The sequence below is a fragment of the Thalassobaculum sp. genome (assembly GCF_040219615.1).
Lineage (GTDB): Bacteria > Pseudomonadota > Alphaproteobacteria > Thalassobaculales > Thalassobaculaceae > Thalassobaculum_A.
Map to the genome: position 1 here is coordinate 128934 of NZ_JAVJSE010000024.1, position 17163 is coordinate 146096.

Sequence of the window (17163 nt, forward strand, 5' to 3'; positions counted from 1 at the left end):
GTGAGGAGACCCGCCAAGCGAAGCGTGGGACCGACCGGACGTCGAGACACCGACCGCAATTCGCGCATGACTACAGCAAGCCGGATTTAACGAAAGGTTAATCGACCGGGCCGCCGCGGCGGCGAGACGTTCCATCGGCCGCGGCGAGCATCCCGCGCATCCGTCCGCGATTCGCGCCGGCCGGCCACGGTCGCGCCGCCGCGGCGGCCCGCTCCTGCGCCGCTGCGTTGCAGCCGGGTTTTCGCGTGGTATAACGCCGCCCGGCTATCACCGGGAGACAAGTCCGTGGCCGACCGCCCCGATATCCTGATCCTCAACGGTCCGAACCTGAACATGCTCGGGGTCCGCGAACCGACGATCTACGGCAGCACGACCCTCGCCCAGATCGAAGGCAACTGCGCCGCCGAGGCCGACCGTCTGGGACTCGAGGTCGACTTCCGACAGTCGAATTTCGAGGGCGAGCTGGTGTCGATCATCCAGCAGGCGCGCGACGAGCACGCCGGCATCGTCATCAATGCCGGCGCCTACACCCACACCTCGGTCGCGATCCACGACGCGCTGGCGCTGACCGATCTGCCGGTGATCGAGCTGCACCTCTCGAATACATTCAAGCGTGAGCCGTTCCGCCACCACTCCTACATCTCCGACGTGGCGGTCGGCGTGATCTGCGGTTTCGGCGCCCACGGCTACCTCCTCGCCCTGCAGGCGATGGCACGGCTGGTCGGCGTCGTCGACGAGGACGGGAGCAACGCGTGAGCACGGACTTCAACGACGACCTCGTGCGCCGGATGGCGGCCCTCCTCGAGGAGACCGGCCTCGGCGAGCTCGAATACGAGACCAAGGACCTGAAGATCAGGGTGGCCCGCCCGCCGGTCCATGTCTCGGCCATGGCCCCGGCGATCGCCGCACCGGCAGCCGCGTCGGCCCCGGCGGTGGCGGCGAAGGAGCCGGCGGAGTCCGGCGACCCGGTCCCGTCGCCGATGGTCGGCACCGCCTACCTGGCGGCCGAGCCGGGATCGGCGCCGTTCGTGCAGCCCGGCAGCAAGGTCACCAAGGGCTCCACGCTGCTGATCGTCGAGGCCATGAAGGTGATGAACCCGATCACCGCGCCGCGCGCCGGCATCGTGAAGTCGGTGCTGGTCGACAACGGCCAGCCGGTCGAATACGGCCAGACCCTGGTGGTGCTCGAGTGATCGGGGTCAGTCGCCACCAGGCCCTCACGGGAACGGGACGCGCCGGTGTTTGAGAAGGTCCTGATCGCCAACCGCGGCGAGATCGCGCTCCGCATCCATCGCGCCTGCCGCGAGATGGGGATCAAGACCGTGGCGGTACACTCCACCGCCGACGCCGACGCCATGCATGTCCGGCTGGCCGACGAGAGCGTGTGCATCGGCCCGCCGCCGGCGCGCGACAGCTACCTGAACATCCCGGCGATCGTGTCGGCCGCGGCGGTGACCGGGGCCGACGCCATCCACCCCGGGGTCGGCTTCCTGTCCGAGAACGCGGCCTTCGCCGAGATCGTCGAGGCCCACGGCATCGTGTTCATCGGCCCGACGCCGGAACACATCCAGGCGATGGGCGACAAGATCACCGCCAAGCGCACCATGATCGAGCTCGGCGTGCCCTGCGTGCCGGGCACCGAGGGCGCGGTGGCGACCCTGGAGCAGGCCCGCGCCGAGGCCGAGCGCATCGGCTTCCCGATCCTGGTCAAGGCCGCCGCCGGCGGCGGCGGGCGCGGCATGAAGGTCGCCGAGGGCCCGGAGAACCTGGAGGAGGCGTTCCTGATGGCGCGGCGCGAGGCGGCCGCGGCCTTCGGCAACGACGAAGTCTACATGGAGCGCTACCTGTCCAGGCCGCGCCACATCGAGATCCAGATCGCCGGCGATACCCACGGCTCGGTGGTGCATTTCGGCGAGCGCGACTGCTCGATCCAGCGCCGCCACCAGAAGGTCGTCGAGGAGGCGCCGTCGCCGGCCCTGAACGCCGCCGAGCGCGAGCGCATCGGGCGGCGCGCCGTCGACGCCATCGCCAAGATGGGCTATCGCGGCCTCGGCACCCTCGAGTTCCTGTACGAGAACGGCGAGTTCTTCTTCATCGAGATGAACACCCGCCTGCAGGTCGAGCACCCGATCACCGAGGCGATCACCGGCATCGACCTGGTCCGGCTGCAGATCCAGATCGCCTCGGGCGCGCCGCTCGGCCTGGCGCAGAAGGACATCAGCTTCACCGGCCACGCCATCGAGTGCCGGATCACCGCCGAGGACCCGGTGACCTTCCAGCCGCGGCCCGGCAAGGTCACCGACTACCACGTGCCCGGCGGCCTCGGGGTGCGGGTCGATTCCGCGCTGTACGCCGGCTATCCGGTGCCGCCGCACTACGACAGCCTGATCGCCAAGCTGGTGGTGCACGGCGCCAACCGGAACGAATGCCTGCTGCGCCTGCGCCGCAGCCTGGACGAGTTCGTGATCGAGGGCCTGCCGACCACGATTCCCCTGCACCAACGCCTGATGGCCAGCCCGGCCTTCCTGAACGGCGACTACCACATCCGCTGGCTGGAGCGCGATTTCCTGGATACCTGACGGCCGCGGGTTGCGCCGGCCGCGGCGCCTGCTAGCCTTTCCGGACGGCACCGCCCACATGGACGGCCATGTCCCAGCTGCAACCCGAACTGCTGCTCCAGGCCTACGCCGTCGGGGTGTTCCCGATGGCCGAGGGGCGTGACGACACGCGGCTGTTCTTCGTCGACCCGGACCGCCGCGGCATCATCCCGCTCGACAGCTTCCACGTCTCGCGCAGCCTGCGGAAGACCGTGCTGCAGCGGCGCTTCGAGGTGACCTGCGACCGGGACTTCGCCGGCACCCTGGAGGGCTGCGCCGAGGCGACGGCGAAGCGGCCCGACACCTGGATCAACGCCGAGATATTCCGGCTGTTCGTCACCCTGCACCAGCGCGGCCATGCGCATTCCATCGAGGTGCGCCGCGACGGCCGGCTGGTCGGCGGGCTGTACGGGCTGCGGCTGGGCGGGGCGTTCTTCGGGGAAAGCATGTTCAGCCGCGAGACCGACGCCTCGAAGGTCGCGCTCGTCCACCTGGTGGCCCGGCTCAAGGCCGGCGGCTTCACCCTGCTGGACAGCCAGTTCATCACCAGCCACCTGCAGCGCTTCGGGGCCGTCGAGATTCCCCGGGACGAGTACCGCGACCGCCTGCAGCAGGCGCTCGCGACCCCGACTCAGTTCGTTCCGGCGGCCGACGACTGGCCGGCGGTGTCGGCGCTCCTGCAGGACAGGACCCAGACGTCGTAGACCGGGTGCTCCAGGGCGTGCAGTCCCGGGCTCGATGCGAACATCCAGCCGCTGAACACGCGGCGCGGCTGCTCGTCGGGCGGCTGGTCATCGACGACCATGAAGGCGGCGCTCTCCGGCGGCAGGGTCGGCGGACGCTCCTGGCAGGTCTCGACGGTGACCAGCAGGGTGCCGAAGCCGACGGTCTCGCCGACCGGCGCGGTCACCGTGGAGATCCGGGCGGTCACCTTGTCGAGGCCCTGCAGGACCGCGATCGGCCGCGCGATCCAGTCCGGCTCGTCGGCCGCGCCGACCCGGCCGGCGCCGAGCGCGACGCTGCAGAGCGCCATACCCGCGACTGCAACCGCCGCTCGACGTTTCGTTCGTCGCTGCCCCACGTCCCGATCTCTCTCGAAGTGCGCCGTTCGCCCGCAGCCGGATCAGAGCCGGGAATTACGGCGGTTCGACGGCCGCGGCGTCACTGTTTCGACGCCCCGTCGCCGCCCGCGGAGCCGGTCGCGAAGATGAACCGGCTCAGCAGCTGGACCATGTCGACCGCGTCCTGGGTGTACTGGATCTTTTCGCCGGGCTTCAGCATGTTCGGGTCGCCGCCGGGCGCCAGGTCGACGTAGTTGCCGCCGAGCAGGCCCTCGCTGGAGATCGTCGCCGAGGTGTCGGCAGGCAACTGCACCGACGAATCGATGCTGAGGGTGACCCTCGCCAGATAGGTCTGCGGGTTGAGGTGCTGGTCGACGACCGTGCCGACCTTGATGCCGGCCATGCGCACGTCGTTGCCGACCTTGAGCCCGCCCACCGTCGTGAACTCGGCGTTGACCTCGTAGCCGCCGGAGCGGCCGAGGTCGGCGGTCGTATACGCGAACGCCAGGAACAGCCCGGCGACCCCGAGGACGACGGCCCCCAGCAATGTTTCGATCAGGTTCCGATGCATACCGTGGCGCGCCCGTTCAGGCCGGCGTCCAGGGCTCGTAGTCGCCCGTCGCACGCTCGCGTTTGCCGCCCTGCAGAACGTGGCCCGGCGGCCGGTAGGCGTAGGGCGTGCCGGTCAGGTTCGGCATGTGATCCTTCTGCCAGGCAAAGCGCGCCGCCTGGGCGTCCGGCAGTGCGTCGACCGAGTGGTGCAGCCAGGCGTGCCACTCCGGCGGGACCTTCGACGCCTCGGCCATGCCCTTGTAGAGCACCCAGCGCATCTCGTGGCCGTCGCGCTTGCGGCCGCCCTTGTGGACGAAATAGCGATTCCCGAAGGCATCCTCGCCCACGAGCTTGCCGTTCAGCCATGTAAAGAGGCGAACCCCGACGTCCATGCGTGTTCCTCGGCGACCGGTCCAGACGCGGCCGGACTATGTCATCGCCGGCCGCGAACGTCCAGTCCGAGGGGTGGACCGCCGACGCCGTTGCCCGCGCCGCGCCGGGCACGTAAGAGCTTACAGCATGACGACGAACGCCCCGCCGCCGCAATCGCCACGCCCGCCGGACGCGCCGGCCCCGGACCGGGTGCTGCCCGGTCTCGGATTCGTCGTCGTCACGGCCCTGTTCTTCGGCTCCGGGCCGACCCTCGCCCGTCTCGCCTTCGACGGCGGCACCGGGGTCCTGACCCTGCAGATCGCACGGTTCCTGGTGGCGGCGGTCGGGCTCTGGGCATGGCTGGCGGTCACCGGCCGGATCCGGCCGCTCCCGAGGGCGCAGCTGCCGCTGATCCTGGCCATGGTGCTGCTGTCGACCGGCGCCTCGTTCGGCTACATGACCAGCGTGCGGAGCATCCCGGTCCCGATGGCCAGCCTGACCTTCTTCACATTCCCGTTGATGGTCGGGCCGCTCGCCCATCTGCTCGGCGACGAGCGCCTGACCCTGCGCCGGGTGATCGCCCTCGGCGTCGGGTTCTCCGGCCTGGCGCTCGTGCTGGGGGGCGGCCTGGGCGACGCCGACCCGGTCGGCCTGGCGATGGCATTCGGCGGCGGCACCTGCGTCGCGGTGTCGTTCCAGGTCAGCCGCCGGCTCACCGTCGACATCGCGCCGACCCAGCTGACCGCCACCGTCGCCGTCGGCAGCGGCCTGCTGTGCGGCCTCCTCCTGACCGTGCACGGCGACATCCATCTGCCCGAAACCGCGCGCGGCTGGATCGGCGTGCTGGGCAACGCCGCCAGCTACGCGGTCGGCCTGACCTGCCTGTTCGCCTCGATCCGCCTGCTCGGGGCGGTGCGCACCGCGGTCGCCATCAACCTCGAGCCGGTGATCAGCGTGGCCCTCGCCACCGTGGTGCTGGGCGAGGTCCTCGGCGCGACCCAGATGCTGGGAGCGGTGGTGGTGCTGGGCGGGATCGCGCTGGCCCAGAGCGGCCGCCGGCCGCCGGCCCCGCGACCCTAGCCGGCGGAAACGGCCGCCCGCAGGGCCCGGGATTCCATGCCGGCGACGCTAGATCTGGCATCGATCGTTCTTCGGCCCACAAAATCTGTTGCACACCGACTCGGCTTCCCGCATCCTGTCCGCCGGTCGTTTTGTCGGAGAGCCGTGGCAACCGTCACGCGACACCGGCCGGTCCCGGGAGCCTACCGCCCGTCAAGGCGGACGCTTCGAATACGCGAAAGACCAACGAGATTCCTTTACTTCACGATTATTGATCGTGGGCGATGAACTATTTTGCCTTGAGATTTTTACCTGTGGATTTTCAGCAACAGCATTGAGTTCCCCGGCGGAAAATTTACCGCTTCTTCATTTTTCGGTCTTGCACGCCCCTCCCCATATTCAGTAGCCTGCTCGCCGTCATACACAAGATGTGGTTCCAACAGGAACCAGGGGCCGGCCCGCCCCACGGCACGGACAGGAAAGCCAGGGAGTCAGCAGCGATGAAGATCGAGCGTCGGTTCACCACGGAAGGCAAGGACGCCTACGACGGGATCGCCTTCCGGACCACGGCGAGCGAGATCAAGAACCCCAACGGATCGGTGGTGTTCCGCCGCGACGATGTGGAGGTTCCCGCCGGCTGGTCGCAGGTCGCCAGCGACATCCTGGCCCAGAAGTACTTCCGCAAGGCCGGCATCCCGGTCGCCCGCAAGAAGGTCGAGGAAAACGACGTCCCGTCCTGGCTGTGGCGCGAGGCCCCGGACGAGGCCGCCATGGCCAAGCTTCCGGCCGGCGAGCGCACCACCGGCGAGACCAGCGCCAAGCAGGTGTTCAACCGGCTGGCCGGCACCTGGACCTACTGGGGCTGGAAGGGCGGCTACTTCGACGCCGAGTCCGACGCCCGGGCTTACTACGACGAGATGTGCTTCATGCTGGCGAACCAGATGGCGGCGCCGAACTCGCCGCAGTGGTTCAACACCGGCCTGCACTGGGCCTACGGCATCGACGGCCCGGCCCAGGGCCACCACTACGTCGACTTCAAGACCGGCAAGCTGGTCCGCTCGAAGTCGGCCTACGAGCACCCGCAGCCGCATGCCTGCTTCATCCAGTCGGTCGCCGACGACCTGGTGAACGAGGGCGGCATCATGGACCTGTGGGTCCGCGAGGCCCGGCTGTTCAAGTACGGCTCCGGCACCGGCTCCAACTTCTCCAAGCTGCGCGGCGAGAACGAGCCGCTGGCCGGAGGCGGCAAGTCGTCCGGGCTGATGAGCTTCCTGAAGATCGGCGACCGGGCGGCCGGCGCCATCAAGTCCGGCGGCACCACCCGCCGGGCCGCCAAGATGGTGACCGTCGACATCGACCATCCGGACATCGAGGCCTACATCGACTGGAAGGTGCTGGAGGAGCAGAAGGTCGCCGCACTGGTCGCCGGCTCCAAGCTCGCCGCGAAGCACATGAAGGCGGTGATGACCGCCTGCGTCGGCGCCAAGGAGAGCCTGGGCGACGGTGCCTACGACCCGGCCGCCAACCCCGAGCTCAAGGCCGCCATCAAGGGCGCCAAGGGCGCGATGATCCCGCTCAACTATGTGCAGCGGGTGATCCAGTTCGCCCGCCAGGGTTTCACCGAGATCGAGTTCAAGACCTACGACACCGACTGGGACAGCGACGCCTACCTGACGGTGTCCGGCCAGAACTCCAACAACTCGGTCCGGGTCTCCGACGAGTTCCTGCGCACCGCCGAGGCCGACGGCGAGTGGACCCTGATCCGCCGCACCGACGGCAAGCCGGCAAAGACCGTCAGCGCCCGCGAGCTGTGGGACAAGGTCGCGCACGCCGCCTGGGCTTGCGCCGATCCGGGCGTGCAGTACGACACCACGATCAACGACTGGCACACCTGCCCGGCCGGGGGCCGCATCAACGCCTCCAACCCGTGCTCGGAGTACATGTTCCTCGACGACACCGCCTGCAACCTGGCGTCGATGAACCTGATGCAGTTCCAGCGCGCCGACGGCACCTTCGACGTGGCCGCCTACGAGCACGCTACGCGGCTGTGGACCGTCACCCTCGAGATCGCGGTGCTGATGGCGCAGTTCCCGTCGAAGGAGATCGCCAAGCTCTCCTACGACTACCGCACCCTCGGCCTCGGCTACGCCAACATCGGCGGCCTGCTGATGGCCATGGGCCTGTCCTACGACAGCCCCGAGGGCCGCGCCATGTGCGGCGCGCTGACCGCGGTCATGACCGGCGTCGCCTACGCTACCTCGGCCGAGATGGCCGGCGAGCTCGGCACCTTCCCGCGCTATGTCGAGAACGCCGACGCGATGCTGCGGGTGATCCGGAACCATCGCCGGGCCGCCCATGGCGAGACCGCCGGCTACGAGGCGCTGTCGATCCGGCCGGTGCCGCTGGATGCCGCCAACTGCCCCGACCGGGAGCTGGTCGCGGCGGCCGGCCGGGCCTGGGACCAGGCGCTGGCGCTCGGCGAACGGCACGGCTACCGCAACGCCCAGGCCACGGTGATCGCGCCGACCGGCACGATCGGCCTGGTGATGGACTGCGACACCACCGGCATCGAGCCCGACTTCGCGATCGTGAAGTTCAAGAAGCTGGCCGGCGGCGGCTACTTCAAGATCATCAACCGGGTGGTGCCGCAGGCGCTCCGAACCCTCGGCTACGGCGAGGCCCAGATCGAGGCGATCGTCCGCTACGCGGTCGGCCACGGCACCATGAAGGGCTCGCCGGCGATCGGCCACGAGGCGCTCGCCGCCAAGGGCTTCGGCCCGGCCGAGATCCAGAAGATCGAGGATGCGGCGGCGTCGGCCTTCGACATCAAGTTCGCGTTCAACAAGTGGACGCTGGGCGACGCGTTCTGCCGCGACACCCTCGGCCTGACCGACGCCCAGCTCAACGACGTCGGCTTCGACATGCTGGCGGCCCTGGGCTTCAGCAGGGCCGAGATCGAGGCGGCGAACACCTATGTCTGCGGGGCCATGACCCTGGAAGGCGCGCCGCAGCTCAAGGCCGAGCACCTGCCGGTGTTCGACTGCGCCAACCCGTGCGGCCGGATCGGCAAGCGCTACCTGTCGGCGGAATCGCACATCCGCATGATGGCGGCCGCCCAGCCGTTCATCTCGGGTGCGATCTCGAAGACCATCAACATGCCGAACAGCGCCTCGGTCGAAGACTGCCGGGCCGCCTACATGCTGTCCTGGCAGCTCGGCATCAAGGCCAACGCGCTGTACCGCGACGGCTCCAAGCTGAGCCAGCCGCTGTCGGCCTCGACCTTCGACTTCGAGGACGAGGAGGACGCCGAGGAGTTCGCCGCCCAGCCGACCGCGGTCAAGGCCCCGATCGTCGCCGAGCGGATCGTCGAGCGGGTGATCGAGAAGGTCGTCAACCAGGCCGAGCGCGAGCGCATGCCGCAGCGGCGCAAGGGCTACACCCAGAAGGCGGTGGTCGGCGGCCACAAGGTCTATCTCCGGACCGGCGAGTACCAGGACGGCCGGCTCGGCGAGATCTTCGTCGACATGCACAAGGAGGGCGCGGCCTTCCGGTCGCTGATGAACAACTTCGCGATCGCGGTCTCGATCGGCCTGCAGTACGGCGTGCCGCTGGAGGACTTCGTCAACGCCTTCACCTTCCAGCGCTTCGAGCCGTCCGGGATGGTGCAGGGCAACGACGCGATCAAGATGGCGACATCGGTGATCGACTACATCTTCCGCGAGCTGGCGATCTCCTACCTCGACCGCCACGACCTGGCGCATGTCCAGAAGGAGGACCTGGCGCCCGACACCGTCGGCGACGGTGCCGAGGAGCACAGCATCGCGGCCGCCAACGCCCTGCTGCAGAAGGTCGAGCAGGCCGCCAGCCGCGGCTTCGCCCGCTCCGACGTCCGCTCCAACCTGGTGGTGCTGCACGGCGGCTTCGCCCAGGCGACCGGGACCGACGGCCACGGGCATGCCCACGGCCCGAACGGCAAGGCGAACGGCGCCGGCGGCATGGCCGTGCAGGCAACCGCCTCGCATGCCCACGCGTCGGCCGGCGGCGGCGTGGCGGTCGCCGAGCGCACGACCGCGACCGTCAGCGTGTCGAGCGGAGTCATGAGCGAGGTCGACGCCAAGCTCGCCAAGATCCGCGAGGCCCGCATCAAGGGCTACGAGGGCGAGGCCTGCGGCGAATGCGCCAACTTCACGCTGGTGCGCAACGGCACCTGCCTGAAATGCGACACCTGCGGCGGCACCAGCGGCTGCAGCTGACGCCATTTCGCAGTCGGTCGAGAACTGCAACCAGGCCCGGTCACCCGACCGGGCCTGGTTTCGTTTGGGGCCGAGCATCCCTTATTTGCACAAGCAGACATACGGGAGCGATCCTTACCCACTTCGGAGACATTCATTCAATATTCTTAAAATGCTAGTCGATAGGGCAGAAGTGCCACTTGTTAGCGTTGGCGTACCTCTTAGGGATTTGTTAAATCTATGTTGCGACGCTGAGTCGCGGAGGAACGCCTAATGTTCGGTAGATCCGACAAGAACAACGAGAAGGCGGAAGCAGAGGCCCGGCGCGTCGAGGCCATGAAGGCGTCGATAGAAGGCGCGCTGACGCATCTGAAGTCCCATGCCGAAGCCGGCAACACGGACCGCTGCGAAGCGGCCGCCAAGCGGCTCGTCGAGTCCCTGAAGAACCCCAAGTTGCCGACCGACTACTCGCGGCAGGCACGCGGCGTGCTGGATTCGCTGCTGTTGCACGGCTTCATGAAGGCGACGGCGCTGGCCGCCAAGGGCGCGCTGGACGCCGCCAAGACCGACGACATCGAACTGCGCTCCAAGAAGATCAAGGAAGCCCGAGAGAAGCTCGCCGGAGCGATGAAGTACAAGGCCCCGGCCGAGTTCAAGGGCCAGTGCGAGCGGCTGCTGGAAGTCGCCATGCTGTCCGGCGGCGTCAAGCAGAAGGGGCCGACCAAGGCCAAGCCGCTCGACACGACGCCGAAGGTCGAGAACCGCGCCAAGATGTCGGGCGAGGCCCTCGCGGCCCAGGATCAGGCCAAGGCCGAACAGGCGAAGGCGGCGGCCGCGGCCGCGGCGGCGCCCAAGAGCCGGGTTCCCGGCTGACGGCCGCCCCCGGGCCGAGCCCACAATGCGGTTTGCGTTGCCGCCCGGCCTGGGGCATCACCGGTCCGTAGACTCCACGGAGCCGCGCCGGAGCGCCCGCCATGTATCTGTCGACCGACACCCAGCGTACCGAGGCACGGAACTGGTTCGAGGCGTTGCGCGACCGCATCTGCGCCGCCTTCGAGGCGCTCGAGGACGCCCATGACGGGCCCGGGAGCGAGCTTCCCGCCGGCCGCTTCGAACGCACGCCCTGGCAACGCGAGGGCGGCGGCGGCGGGGTGATGGCGACCATGCACGGCCGGGTGTTCGAGAAGGTCGGCGTCAACGTCTCGACCGTGCACGGCGAGTTCTCCGAGGAGTTCCGGGGATCGATCCCCGGGGCCGTCGATGACCCGCGCTTCTATGCCAGCGGCATTTCGCTGGTGGCGCACATGCGCTCCCCGAAGGTACCGGCGGTGCACATGAACACCCGTCATATCGCCACCACCAAGAGCTGGTTCGGCGGCGGCGCCGACCTGACGCCGATGGTGCCCGACGCCGCCGACACCCGCGACTTCCACGCCGCCCTGCAGGCCGCCTGCGACGTCCATGACGCCGCCTATTATCCGCGGTTCAAGGCCTGGTGCGACGAGTACTTCTTCCTGAAGCACCGCAACGAGCCGCGCGGCGTCGGCGGGATCTTCTACGACTACCTCGACACCGCCTTCGAGACCGACTTCGCCTTTACCCGCGACGTCGGGCAGGCGTTCCTCGATATCTACCCCCGGCTGGTCGAGCGGCACATGAACGAGCCGTGGAGCGAGGCGGAGCGGCGCCACCAGCTGGTACGGCGCGGCCGCTACGTCGAGTTCAACCTGCTGTACGACCGCGGCACGCTGTTCGGCCTCAAGACCGGCGGCAACGTCGAGGCGATCCTGATGAGCATGCCGCCGGAGGTGCACTGGCCATGACCGCGCCGGGCGGTGGCGCCGCTATAAGTTACATTTGAATCGAACTGTCTATTTTTGATAGAGTGACGGCGCTACCGAAGGCGAGTGGAACGCCCGGTATGCCCAGCAGGTGATCCATGACGCAACCCGGCTCGGACGGTTCGACCTACGAGCACGTCTTCCAGCACGCCGTCGAGCGGATCCTGGACACCATTCCCCGGCGCCTGATCCTCGACGGCATCGACGACGATACCCGGGCGGCCATGGCGCAGTTCGTGCCGATCTTCGAGGAAAACATCGGCGGCATAGTCGGGAGCTTCTATCGCCACGTCCTGCAGTTCCCCGAGACCCGCCATTTTCTCGAGAGCGTCAGCGTCGACTACCTGAAGAAGCGGCAGGTCGAGCATTGGCGCGGCCTGCTGTCCTGCAAGTTCGACGAAGCCTACATCAAGAGCGCGGTCGCCGTGGGCCTGAAGCACCACAAGATCGGGCTTCCGCTGTACCTGTATCTCTCCGGCTGCAACCGGATCCTGTGCGACCTCACATCGCTCTCGATCATGCATCACGCCGGCGCCATGGCCTCGTCGCAGACGGTATCGTCCATCATCAAGGTCGTGGCGCTCGACATGGACATCACGATCTCCTGCTATTTCGTCGCCGACCGGCTGCGGATGCCGTCCGACGAGGGCCGCGGCAGCCGGAAACTGGTTTCCCGCCCTTAACCCGCCCTGCGCGCACCGCATGACGGGCATGCGGCTTAATCGGTTTTCCTGGGCGTCCGACTTCGCCATCTAGCTTCGGTGCAAGGGACGCCGTGCGGCCCGGCAGAAACAGCAGAGTCAACGGGCGGTGCCGCCCATCCCGGAGCCAGACCAATGTCGATCATCGAAACCGTCGTCGAGACCCAGGGCCTGTCGCCCCGCCTGCGCGCCCTGGCCGGCCTGCCGCTCCGGGCCGTCCGCGGGTTCCTCGCCTGGCGCAACCGCCGCGAGGGCATCCGCCTCCTGCTCGAGCTGGACGACCGCCTGCTGCGCGACGCCGGCTACATCCGGTCCGAGATCGAGCGCCTGCGCTGACCGGCCGCGGCCGGGCCCGGCGCTACCGCCCGGCGATCTCGACCGCGACGCTGCCGATCCCGGCGATCGAGTTGGTCGCCGTGGTGCCGGCGACCGCCCGGTCGACGCTGGTCCACGAGCCGCTGATCACCACGTCGCCGGCCTTCAACCCGCGCGCCTTCACCGCCGGCCCCCAGAGGTCCAGGTGGTCGGCGAGCCAGACCAGCAGGCGGATCGCATCCTCGCCGGGATACTTCGTGCCCGGAACCGTCTTGACCAGGTCGCCCATCCGGAAGTCCACCGTCAGGTCCTCGACCTTCAGGCCGTCGGCCGACCGGCCGACCGCCGACACCACGGTCGCACCGTTCGCCTGGAAGTCGGCAAACGCCGCCATCGGCGGCACCGTCGGCCACTCGGCCAGCCGCGGATCGACGATCTCGATCGCCGCCGCCACGCCCTCGACCGCGGCCAGCACCTCGGCCGCCGTGTAGGGCGCGTCGCGCCCCGCCAGGTCGGCGCCCATGACGAAGGCGAGTTCCGCCTCCAGCCACAGCGGATGCGCCTGGGACACCTCGATGCGCGTCCGGTCCCGGTGGATGGTTCCGGCGGCCAGCGGTGCCGCCCCCGGCTCGCCGGTGCGGCCGTTCGCGCCGACCTTGAAGCCGGCGATCGCCAGGCCGAGCGCCCCGAAGGTCGCGATCTGCGCGGCATACGCCTCGGGCCGGTCCTGCGGGATCGCCGCCGGCGTGGCGGCGCGCGTGCCGGTGCGCCGGGCGGCCACCATGGCGTCGGTGAATCCGTTCATTGCTGCTGCCTCCCCTGATCGACCAGCGCCGCCAATCTGGCACGGCAGGCGGCCGCGTCGCCCGTGAAATCGTCCGCCACCCAGGCGTCCTCGACCGCGCGCAGGAACCGGCCGGTATCCGGCCCCGGCGGCACCCCGAGGGCAGCGACCTCGCGGCCGCCGATCGGGAACACCGGCGGCGTCCAGCCGACCGCGACCTCGCGGTCCGCCACCACGGTCTCCGCCGTCGCCCCGGCAGCCGCGGCCTGCAGGATCCGTGCGTCGAGATAGGCCGCGGCACCGGCCCGGTAGACCCGGGCGCGACGCTCGCGATCGCCGGTCGCCGGCGCGCCGTCGGCAACCAGTGCCCGGCGGATCCGGTCGCTCTCGGCGCGGGACAACCGCAGGCGGTCGGCGACCGGGTCGACGGACCGCGGTTCGGCGACCATCGCCGCCAGCCGGCGCACCGCGTCGGGCGCCAGCTCCAGGTCCCGCTCGATCCCGGCGACCGCTATCGCCGCCTCCACCCCGGCGCCGCCGGGCCACAGCCAGGCCGTCACGCCGGCCTCGGCCATCGCCGCCAGCGCCGCCTCGGCCTGGCGCGCGACCAGCAGGCGGGACAGCTCGCTCCACACCCGCTCGCCGGACAGTTCGGGGATCCGGTCGGCCAGGGCGGTGCACGCCGCCAGTCCGTCGGGGTCGAGCGGCTCCTCGCCGAACCGGGCCCAGAACCGGAAGAACCGCAGGATCCGCAGCACGTCCTCGCGGATCCGGGTCTCGGGATCGCCGACGAAGCGGATCCGGCCGGCCCGCGCATCGGCCAGGCCGCCGCCCATCGGGTCGTACACGCTGCCGTCGGGGTCGAGATAGAGCGCGTTCAGGGTCAGGTCGCGCCGCGCCGCGTCCTCGACCCAGTCGTCGGTGAAGGCCACAACCGCCCGCCGCCCGTCGGTCTCGACGTCGCGGCGCAGGGTGGTTACCTCCAGCCCGGTGTGGTCGGCGACCAGGGTCACGGTGCCGTGGTCGATTCCGGTCGGAATCGCCCGCAGCCCGGCGGCCCGGGCCAGTTCCATGACCCGCTCGGGCGGCGCCGGGGTACACACGTCGAGGTCGCCGATATCCAGGCCGAGCACGGCGTCGCGCACGCAGCCGCCGACGAAGCGCGCGGTCACGCCGCCGGCGGCGAGCGCGGCGAACACCGCGGTCGCGGCGGGGCCGATCATCCAGGGCTGGACCGGTATGCGGTCGACGGCTTGCATGCGGGACCCTCGGGCGGATTTCGATCAGCGCCGCAGGGCGCCCAGCATCACGTCGGCCAGGTTCACCAGCATGCCCGCGGTGGCACCCCAGATGTAGTAATTCTGGTACGGCAGCACCCAGAAGTGCCGCACGGTCTCCTGCCATTCCCGGCTGTGCCGCTCGTGGTTGCCGGTGTCGAGCACGAAGGACAGCGGCACCTCGAACACCTCGGCGACCTCGACCGGGTCGGGCGTCAGGGCGAACGGCGGGCGGATCAGCCCGACCACCGGCGTGACCTCGAACCCGGTCCGGGTGGTGTAGGTGTCGAGCCGGCCGATCACCTCGACCCGGTCGCGGCCCAGGCCGATCTCCTCCTCGGTCTCGCGCAGCGCCGTCTCGACGTCGTCGACGTCGTCCTCCTCGACCCGGCCGCCCGGGAAGCTGATCTGGCCGGTATGCACCGGCAGGGTGTCGGAGCGCCGGGTCAGCAGCACCGTCAGGCCGTCGTCGCGCCCGACGATCGGCACCAGCACGGCGGCGGACCGCAGCTTGTCGGGAGTCGACATGCCGGGGTTGAGGTCGTGGTCGCCGCGCTGCCGGGCGACCGGCAGGAACCCGCCGCCATCCAGCCGCGCCACGCTGTCGAACACCGACCGGAAGTCGTCCAGCGTCACGAGGCCGTTCCGTCGGCCGGCACCGCTCCCAGCGGGAAGAATCGGTCTTTGCTCCATACGCCCAATACCTCGCCTCCGTCGTCGGGCGACGCCCGTTCGACGGCGATTTCCACGAGCCGGTAGAAGGTGGCCCGGTTGATCAGCGCCTCCAGCCCGTCCCGAACCTCGATATAGGGCGACGGCTCGCCGGTTTCCGCATCGATCTCCACCCGGATCCGGTGATCCGGACCGGCGACCACGGTTTCGCCAAGATTGGTCCGGAAGATCAGGTCGACGCCGGTGGCGTCGGCCGGTGCGTCGGCCGGGATCCGGTCGACGTCGACCGCCACGAACGCGGCGTCGTCGACGACCACGGTGCCACGCTCGACCGGCGTCACCAGCCAATGGGAGCCGTCCGGCTCCCGGCGCAGGACCGAAGCGAAGAGTTTCACCAACGGCAGGCGGTTGATCGGTGTTCCCTTGTAGTACCAGGTGCCGTCCCGGCCGATCCGAATGTCGAAGTCGCCGGCGTTCTCCCCCGGCTGCGGCGGCTGTCCCTTCACGCGATCATGATCGCCGTTCCGCGGCCGCCCCTTGTCGCGGGCCGCGGCTGCGATACGCTCTAGTTCTGTACCGGGACGGACGGTCTTGTCGCCCATGAGACGTCACTGTTCTGCCATTCGGCGGTTACGTCCCGATCCGGGCCCAACTCGGCCGGGCGCAAACTCGGAGTGAGTATACCCGCCATGACCAACACCACCACCCTGGACACCGAGAACGGCCTGGCCTTCGTCAAGGAGGTCGAGCAGCTCGCGCGCAGCCTGACCCGCGTGCGCGACGGCGTCGGCAAGGTGATCTTCGGCCAGCAGGACGTGGTCGACCAGACCCTGGTGACCGTGCTGGCCGGCGGCCACGCCCTGCTGATCGGCGTGCCGGGCCTGGCCAAGACCCGGCTGGTGGAGACGCTGGGAATCGTCCTCGGGCTGGACGACCGGCGGATCCAGTGCACCCCCGACCTGATGCCCGCCGACATCCTCGGCTCCGAGGTGCTGGAGGAGAACGCCGAGGGCCGCCGCAGCTTCCGGTTCATCCAGGGCCCGGTGTTCGCGCAGCTGCTGATGGCCGACGAGATCAACCGGGCCAGCCCGCGCACCCAGTCGGCGCTGCTGCAGGCCATGCAGGAACACACCGTCTCGGTCGGCGGCCACACCCACCGGCTGCCGCTGCCGTTCCACGTGCTGGCGACCCAGAACCCGCTGGAGCAGGAGGGCACCTACCCGCTGCCGGAAGCCCAGCTCGACCGGTTCCTGCTGCAGGTCTCCGTCGGCTATCCCGACCTGGCGGCGGAGCGCACCATGCTGCTCGCCACCACCGGCAGCGAGGATGTCCGGCCGGAGCAGGCGCTGAGCGCCGAGGAACTGATCCGGGCCCAGAAGCTGCTGCGGCGGATCCCGGTCGGGGAGAGCGTCGTCGAGGCGATCCTGGCGATCGTGCGCAGCGGCCGGCCGGACGACAGCACCATCGACTCGGTGCGTCGCCACGTCGCCTGGGGCCCGGGGCCGCGGGCCAGCCAGGCACTGATGCTGGCGATCCGTGCCAGGGCCGTCCTGGACGGCCGGCTGGCGCCGTCGATCGACGACGTCCTGGCGCTCGCGCACCCGGTCCTGCGGCACCGCATGGCGCTCAATTTCGCCGCCAGGGCCGAAGGCGTTACACTGGATACCGTGATCGACCAACTCTGCGCCCCGCACCGGTAA

The 17163-nt window shown here is 69.7% G+C and carries 18 protein-coding genes; 11 read left to right on the top strand and 7 right to left on the bottom strand.

The annotated features are described in order from the left end of the window. Positions 1 to 285 precede the first annotated feature (285 nt). The 4 genes from aroQ to aat all read left to right on the top strand — a co-directional run bounded on the left by aroQ (position 286) and on the right by aat (position 3301). The gene (gene aroQ, locus RIC31_RS13940; protein ID WP_350108433.1) at positions 286 to 756 is read left to right on the top strand and encodes a type II 3-dehydroquinate dehydratase; all 471 of its coding nucleotides are present in this window, start codon (positions 286 to 288) and stop codon (positions 754 to 756) included. After that, positions 753 to 1193, top strand: a complete 441-nt coding sequence (locus RIC31_RS13945) for an acetyl-CoA carboxylase biotin carboxyl carrier protein (RefSeq protein WP_350108436.1) — start codon at positions 753 to 755, stop codon at positions 1191 to 1193. Before aroQ ends, RIC31_RS13945 begins: the two co-directional genes overlap by 4 nt. Before the next feature lie 45 nt (positions 1194 to 1238). After that, complete coding sequence (gene accC / locus RIC31_RS13950) at positions 1239 to 2579, top strand: acetyl-CoA carboxylase biotin carboxylase subunit (protein WP_350108438.1); 1341 nt, start codon at positions 1239 to 1241, stop codon at positions 2577 to 2579. Between the two features lie 68 nt (positions 2580 to 2647). After that, a complete protein-coding gene (aat, locus tag RIC31_RS13955; protein ID WP_350108441.1) occupies positions 2648 to 3301 on the top strand; it encodes a leucyl/phenylalanyl-tRNA--protein transferase in 654 nt (217 codons plus the stop codon). Here aat and RIC31_RS13960 read toward each other — a convergent pair. From RIC31_RS13960 to RIC31_RS13970, 3 genes are all read right to left on the bottom strand, one after another. After that, positions 3229 to 3630 (bottom strand): DUF2155 domain-containing protein, encoded by a 402-nt coding sequence (locus RIC31_RS13960; RefSeq protein ID WP_350108444.1) that lies wholly within the window; start codon positions 3628 to 3630, stop codon positions 3229 to 3231. The genes aat and RIC31_RS13960 overlap by 73 nt on opposite strands. A 128-nt stretch (positions 3631 to 3758) precedes the next feature. Continuing rightward, complete coding sequence (gene mlaD / locus RIC31_RS13965) at positions 3759 to 4229, bottom strand: outer membrane lipid asymmetry maintenance protein MlaD (protein ID WP_350108447.1); 471 nt, start codon at positions 4227 to 4229, stop codon at positions 3759 to 3761. Positions 4230 to 4245: 16 nt separating this feature from the next. Further along, positions 4246 to 4602, bottom strand: coding sequence for an NADH:ubiquinone oxidoreductase subunit NDUFA12 (locus RIC31_RS13970; protein ID WP_350108450.1), 357 nt, complete (start codon positions 4600 to 4602; stop codon positions 4246 to 4248). Positions 4603 to 4729: 127 nt separating this feature from the next. On the opposite strand from RIC31_RS13970, the gene RIC31_RS13975 reads away from it, so the two are divergent. The 6 genes from RIC31_RS13975 to RIC31_RS14000 all read left to right on the top strand — a co-directional run bounded on the left by RIC31_RS13975 (position 4730) and on the right by RIC31_RS14000 (position 12751). Continuing rightward, positions 4730 to 5662, top strand: coding sequence for a DMT family transporter (locus RIC31_RS13975; RefSeq protein ID WP_350108453.1), 933 nt, complete (start codon positions 4730 to 4732; stop codon positions 5660 to 5662). Between the two features lie 479 nt (positions 5663 to 6141). Then, complete coding sequence (locus tag RIC31_RS13980) at positions 6142 to 9894, top strand: vitamin B12-dependent ribonucleotide reductase (protein ID WP_350108456.1); 3753 nt, start codon at positions 6142 to 6144, stop codon at positions 9892 to 9894. Between the two features lie 252 nt (positions 9895 to 10146). Continuing rightward, positions 10147 to 10746 (top strand): hypothetical protein, encoded by a 600-nt coding sequence (locus RIC31_RS13985; protein ID WP_350108459.1) that lies wholly within the window; start codon positions 10147 to 10149, stop codon positions 10744 to 10746. A gap of 101 nt (positions 10747 to 10847) precedes the next feature. Then, a complete protein-coding gene (hemF, locus tag RIC31_RS13990; RefSeq protein WP_350108462.1) occupies positions 10848 to 11696 on the top strand; it encodes an oxygen-dependent coproporphyrinogen oxidase in 849 nt (282 codons plus the stop codon). Positions 11697 to 11812: 116 nt separating this feature from the next. After that, complete coding sequence (locus tag RIC31_RS13995; RefSeq protein WP_350108467.1) at positions 11813 to 12397, top strand: protoglobin domain-containing protein; 585 nt, start codon at positions 11813 to 11815, stop codon at positions 12395 to 12397. Positions 12398 to 12550: 153 nt separating this feature from the next. Next, positions 12551 to 12751, top strand: coding sequence for a YjiS-like domain-containing protein (locus RIC31_RS14000; RefSeq protein ID WP_350108471.1), 201 nt, complete (start codon positions 12551 to 12553; stop codon positions 12749 to 12751). A gap of 22 nt (positions 12752 to 12773) precedes the next feature. Here RIC31_RS14000 and RIC31_RS14005 read toward each other — a convergent pair whose 3' ends face one another. The 4 genes from RIC31_RS14005 to RIC31_RS14020 are packed head-to-tail and all read right to left on the bottom strand — an operon-like array spanning position 12774 to position 16065. Beyond that, positions 12774 to 13535 (bottom strand): fumarylacetoacetate hydrolase family protein, encoded by a 762-nt coding sequence (locus RIC31_RS14005; protein WP_350108474.1) that lies wholly within the window; start codon positions 13533 to 13535, stop codon positions 12774 to 12776. Beyond that, positions 13532 to 14773 (bottom strand): CCA tRNA nucleotidyltransferase, encoded by a 1242-nt coding sequence (locus RIC31_RS14010; protein WP_350108476.1) that lies wholly within the window; start codon positions 14771 to 14773, stop codon positions 13532 to 13534. Before RIC31_RS14010 ends, RIC31_RS14005 begins: the two co-directional genes overlap by 4 nt. Before the next feature lie 24 nt (positions 14774 to 14797). Further along, complete coding sequence (locus RIC31_RS14015; RefSeq protein WP_350108480.1) at positions 14798 to 15427, bottom strand: CoA pyrophosphatase; 630 nt, start codon at positions 15425 to 15427, stop codon at positions 14798 to 14800. Further along, positions 15424 to 16065: a DUF1285 domain-containing protein gene (locus tag RIC31_RS14020; RefSeq protein WP_350108482.1), complete on the bottom strand. Its 642-nt coding sequence runs from the start codon at positions 16063 to 16065 to the stop codon at positions 15424 to 15426. The genes RIC31_RS14015 and RIC31_RS14020 overlap by 4 nt, the downstream gene beginning before the upstream one ends. Before the next feature lie 87 nt (positions 16066 to 16152). On the opposite strand from RIC31_RS14020, the gene RIC31_RS14025 reads away from it, so the two are divergent. Beyond that, positions 16153 to 17163: an AAA family ATPase gene (locus tag RIC31_RS14025; protein WP_350108485.1), complete on the top strand. Its 1011-nt coding sequence runs from the start codon at positions 16153 to 16155 to the stop codon at positions 17161 to 17163.

Bases quoted from the DNA above. Each gene is read 5' to 3' on its own strand.
- RIC31_RS14025 (WP_350108485.1), top strand. From the start codon at position 16,153: ATGACCAACACCACCACCCTGGACACCGAGAACGGCCTGGCCTTCGTC.
- aat (WP_350108441.1), top strand. From the start codon at position 2,648: ATGTCCCAGCTGCAACCCGAACTGCTGCTCCAGGCCTACGCCGTCGGG.
- mlaD (WP_350108447.1), bottom strand. From the start codon at position 4,229: ATGCATCGGAACCTGATCGAAACATTGCTGGGGGCCGTCGTCCTCGGG.
- RIC31_RS13960 (WP_350108444.1), bottom strand. From the start codon at position 3,630: ATGGCGCTCTGCAGCGTCGCGCTCGGCGCCGGCCGGGTCGGCGCGGCC.
- RIC31_RS13975 (WP_350108453.1), top strand. From the start codon at position 4,730: ATGACGACGAACGCCCCGCCGCCGCAATCGCCACGCCCGCCGGACGCG.
- RIC31_RS14005 (WP_350108474.1), bottom strand. From the start codon at position 13,535: ATGAACGGATTCACCGACGCCATGGTGGCCGCCCGGCGCACCGGCACG.
- hemF (WP_350108462.1), top strand. From the start codon at position 10,848: ATGTATCTGTCGACCGACACCCAGCGTACCGAGGCACGGAACTGGTTC.
- RIC31_RS14000 (WP_350108471.1), top strand. From the start codon at position 12,551: ATGTCGATCATCGAAACCGTCGTCGAGACCCAGGGCCTGTCGCCCCGC.
- RIC31_RS14020 (WP_350108482.1), bottom strand. From the start codon at position 16,065: ATGGGCGACAAGACCGTCCGTCCCGGTACAGAACTAGAGCGTATCGCA.
- RIC31_RS13985 (WP_350108459.1), top strand. From the start codon at position 10,147: ATGTTCGGTAGATCCGACAAGAACAACGAGAAGGCGGAAGCAGAGGCC.
- RIC31_RS13995 (WP_350108467.1), top strand. From the start codon at position 11,813: ATGACGCAACCCGGCTCGGACGGTTCGACCTACGAGCACGTCTTCCAG.
- RIC31_RS14010 (WP_350108476.1), bottom strand. From the start codon at position 14,773: ATGCAAGCCGTCGACCGCATACCGGTCCAGCCCTGGATGATCGGCCCC.
- RIC31_RS13970 (WP_350108450.1), bottom strand. From the start codon at position 4,602: ATGGACGTCGGGGTTCGCCTCTTTACATGGCTGAACGGCAAGCTCGTG.
- RIC31_RS13980 (WP_350108456.1), top strand. From the start codon at position 6,142: ATGAAGATCGAGCGTCGGTTCACCACGGAAGGCAAGGACGCCTACGAC.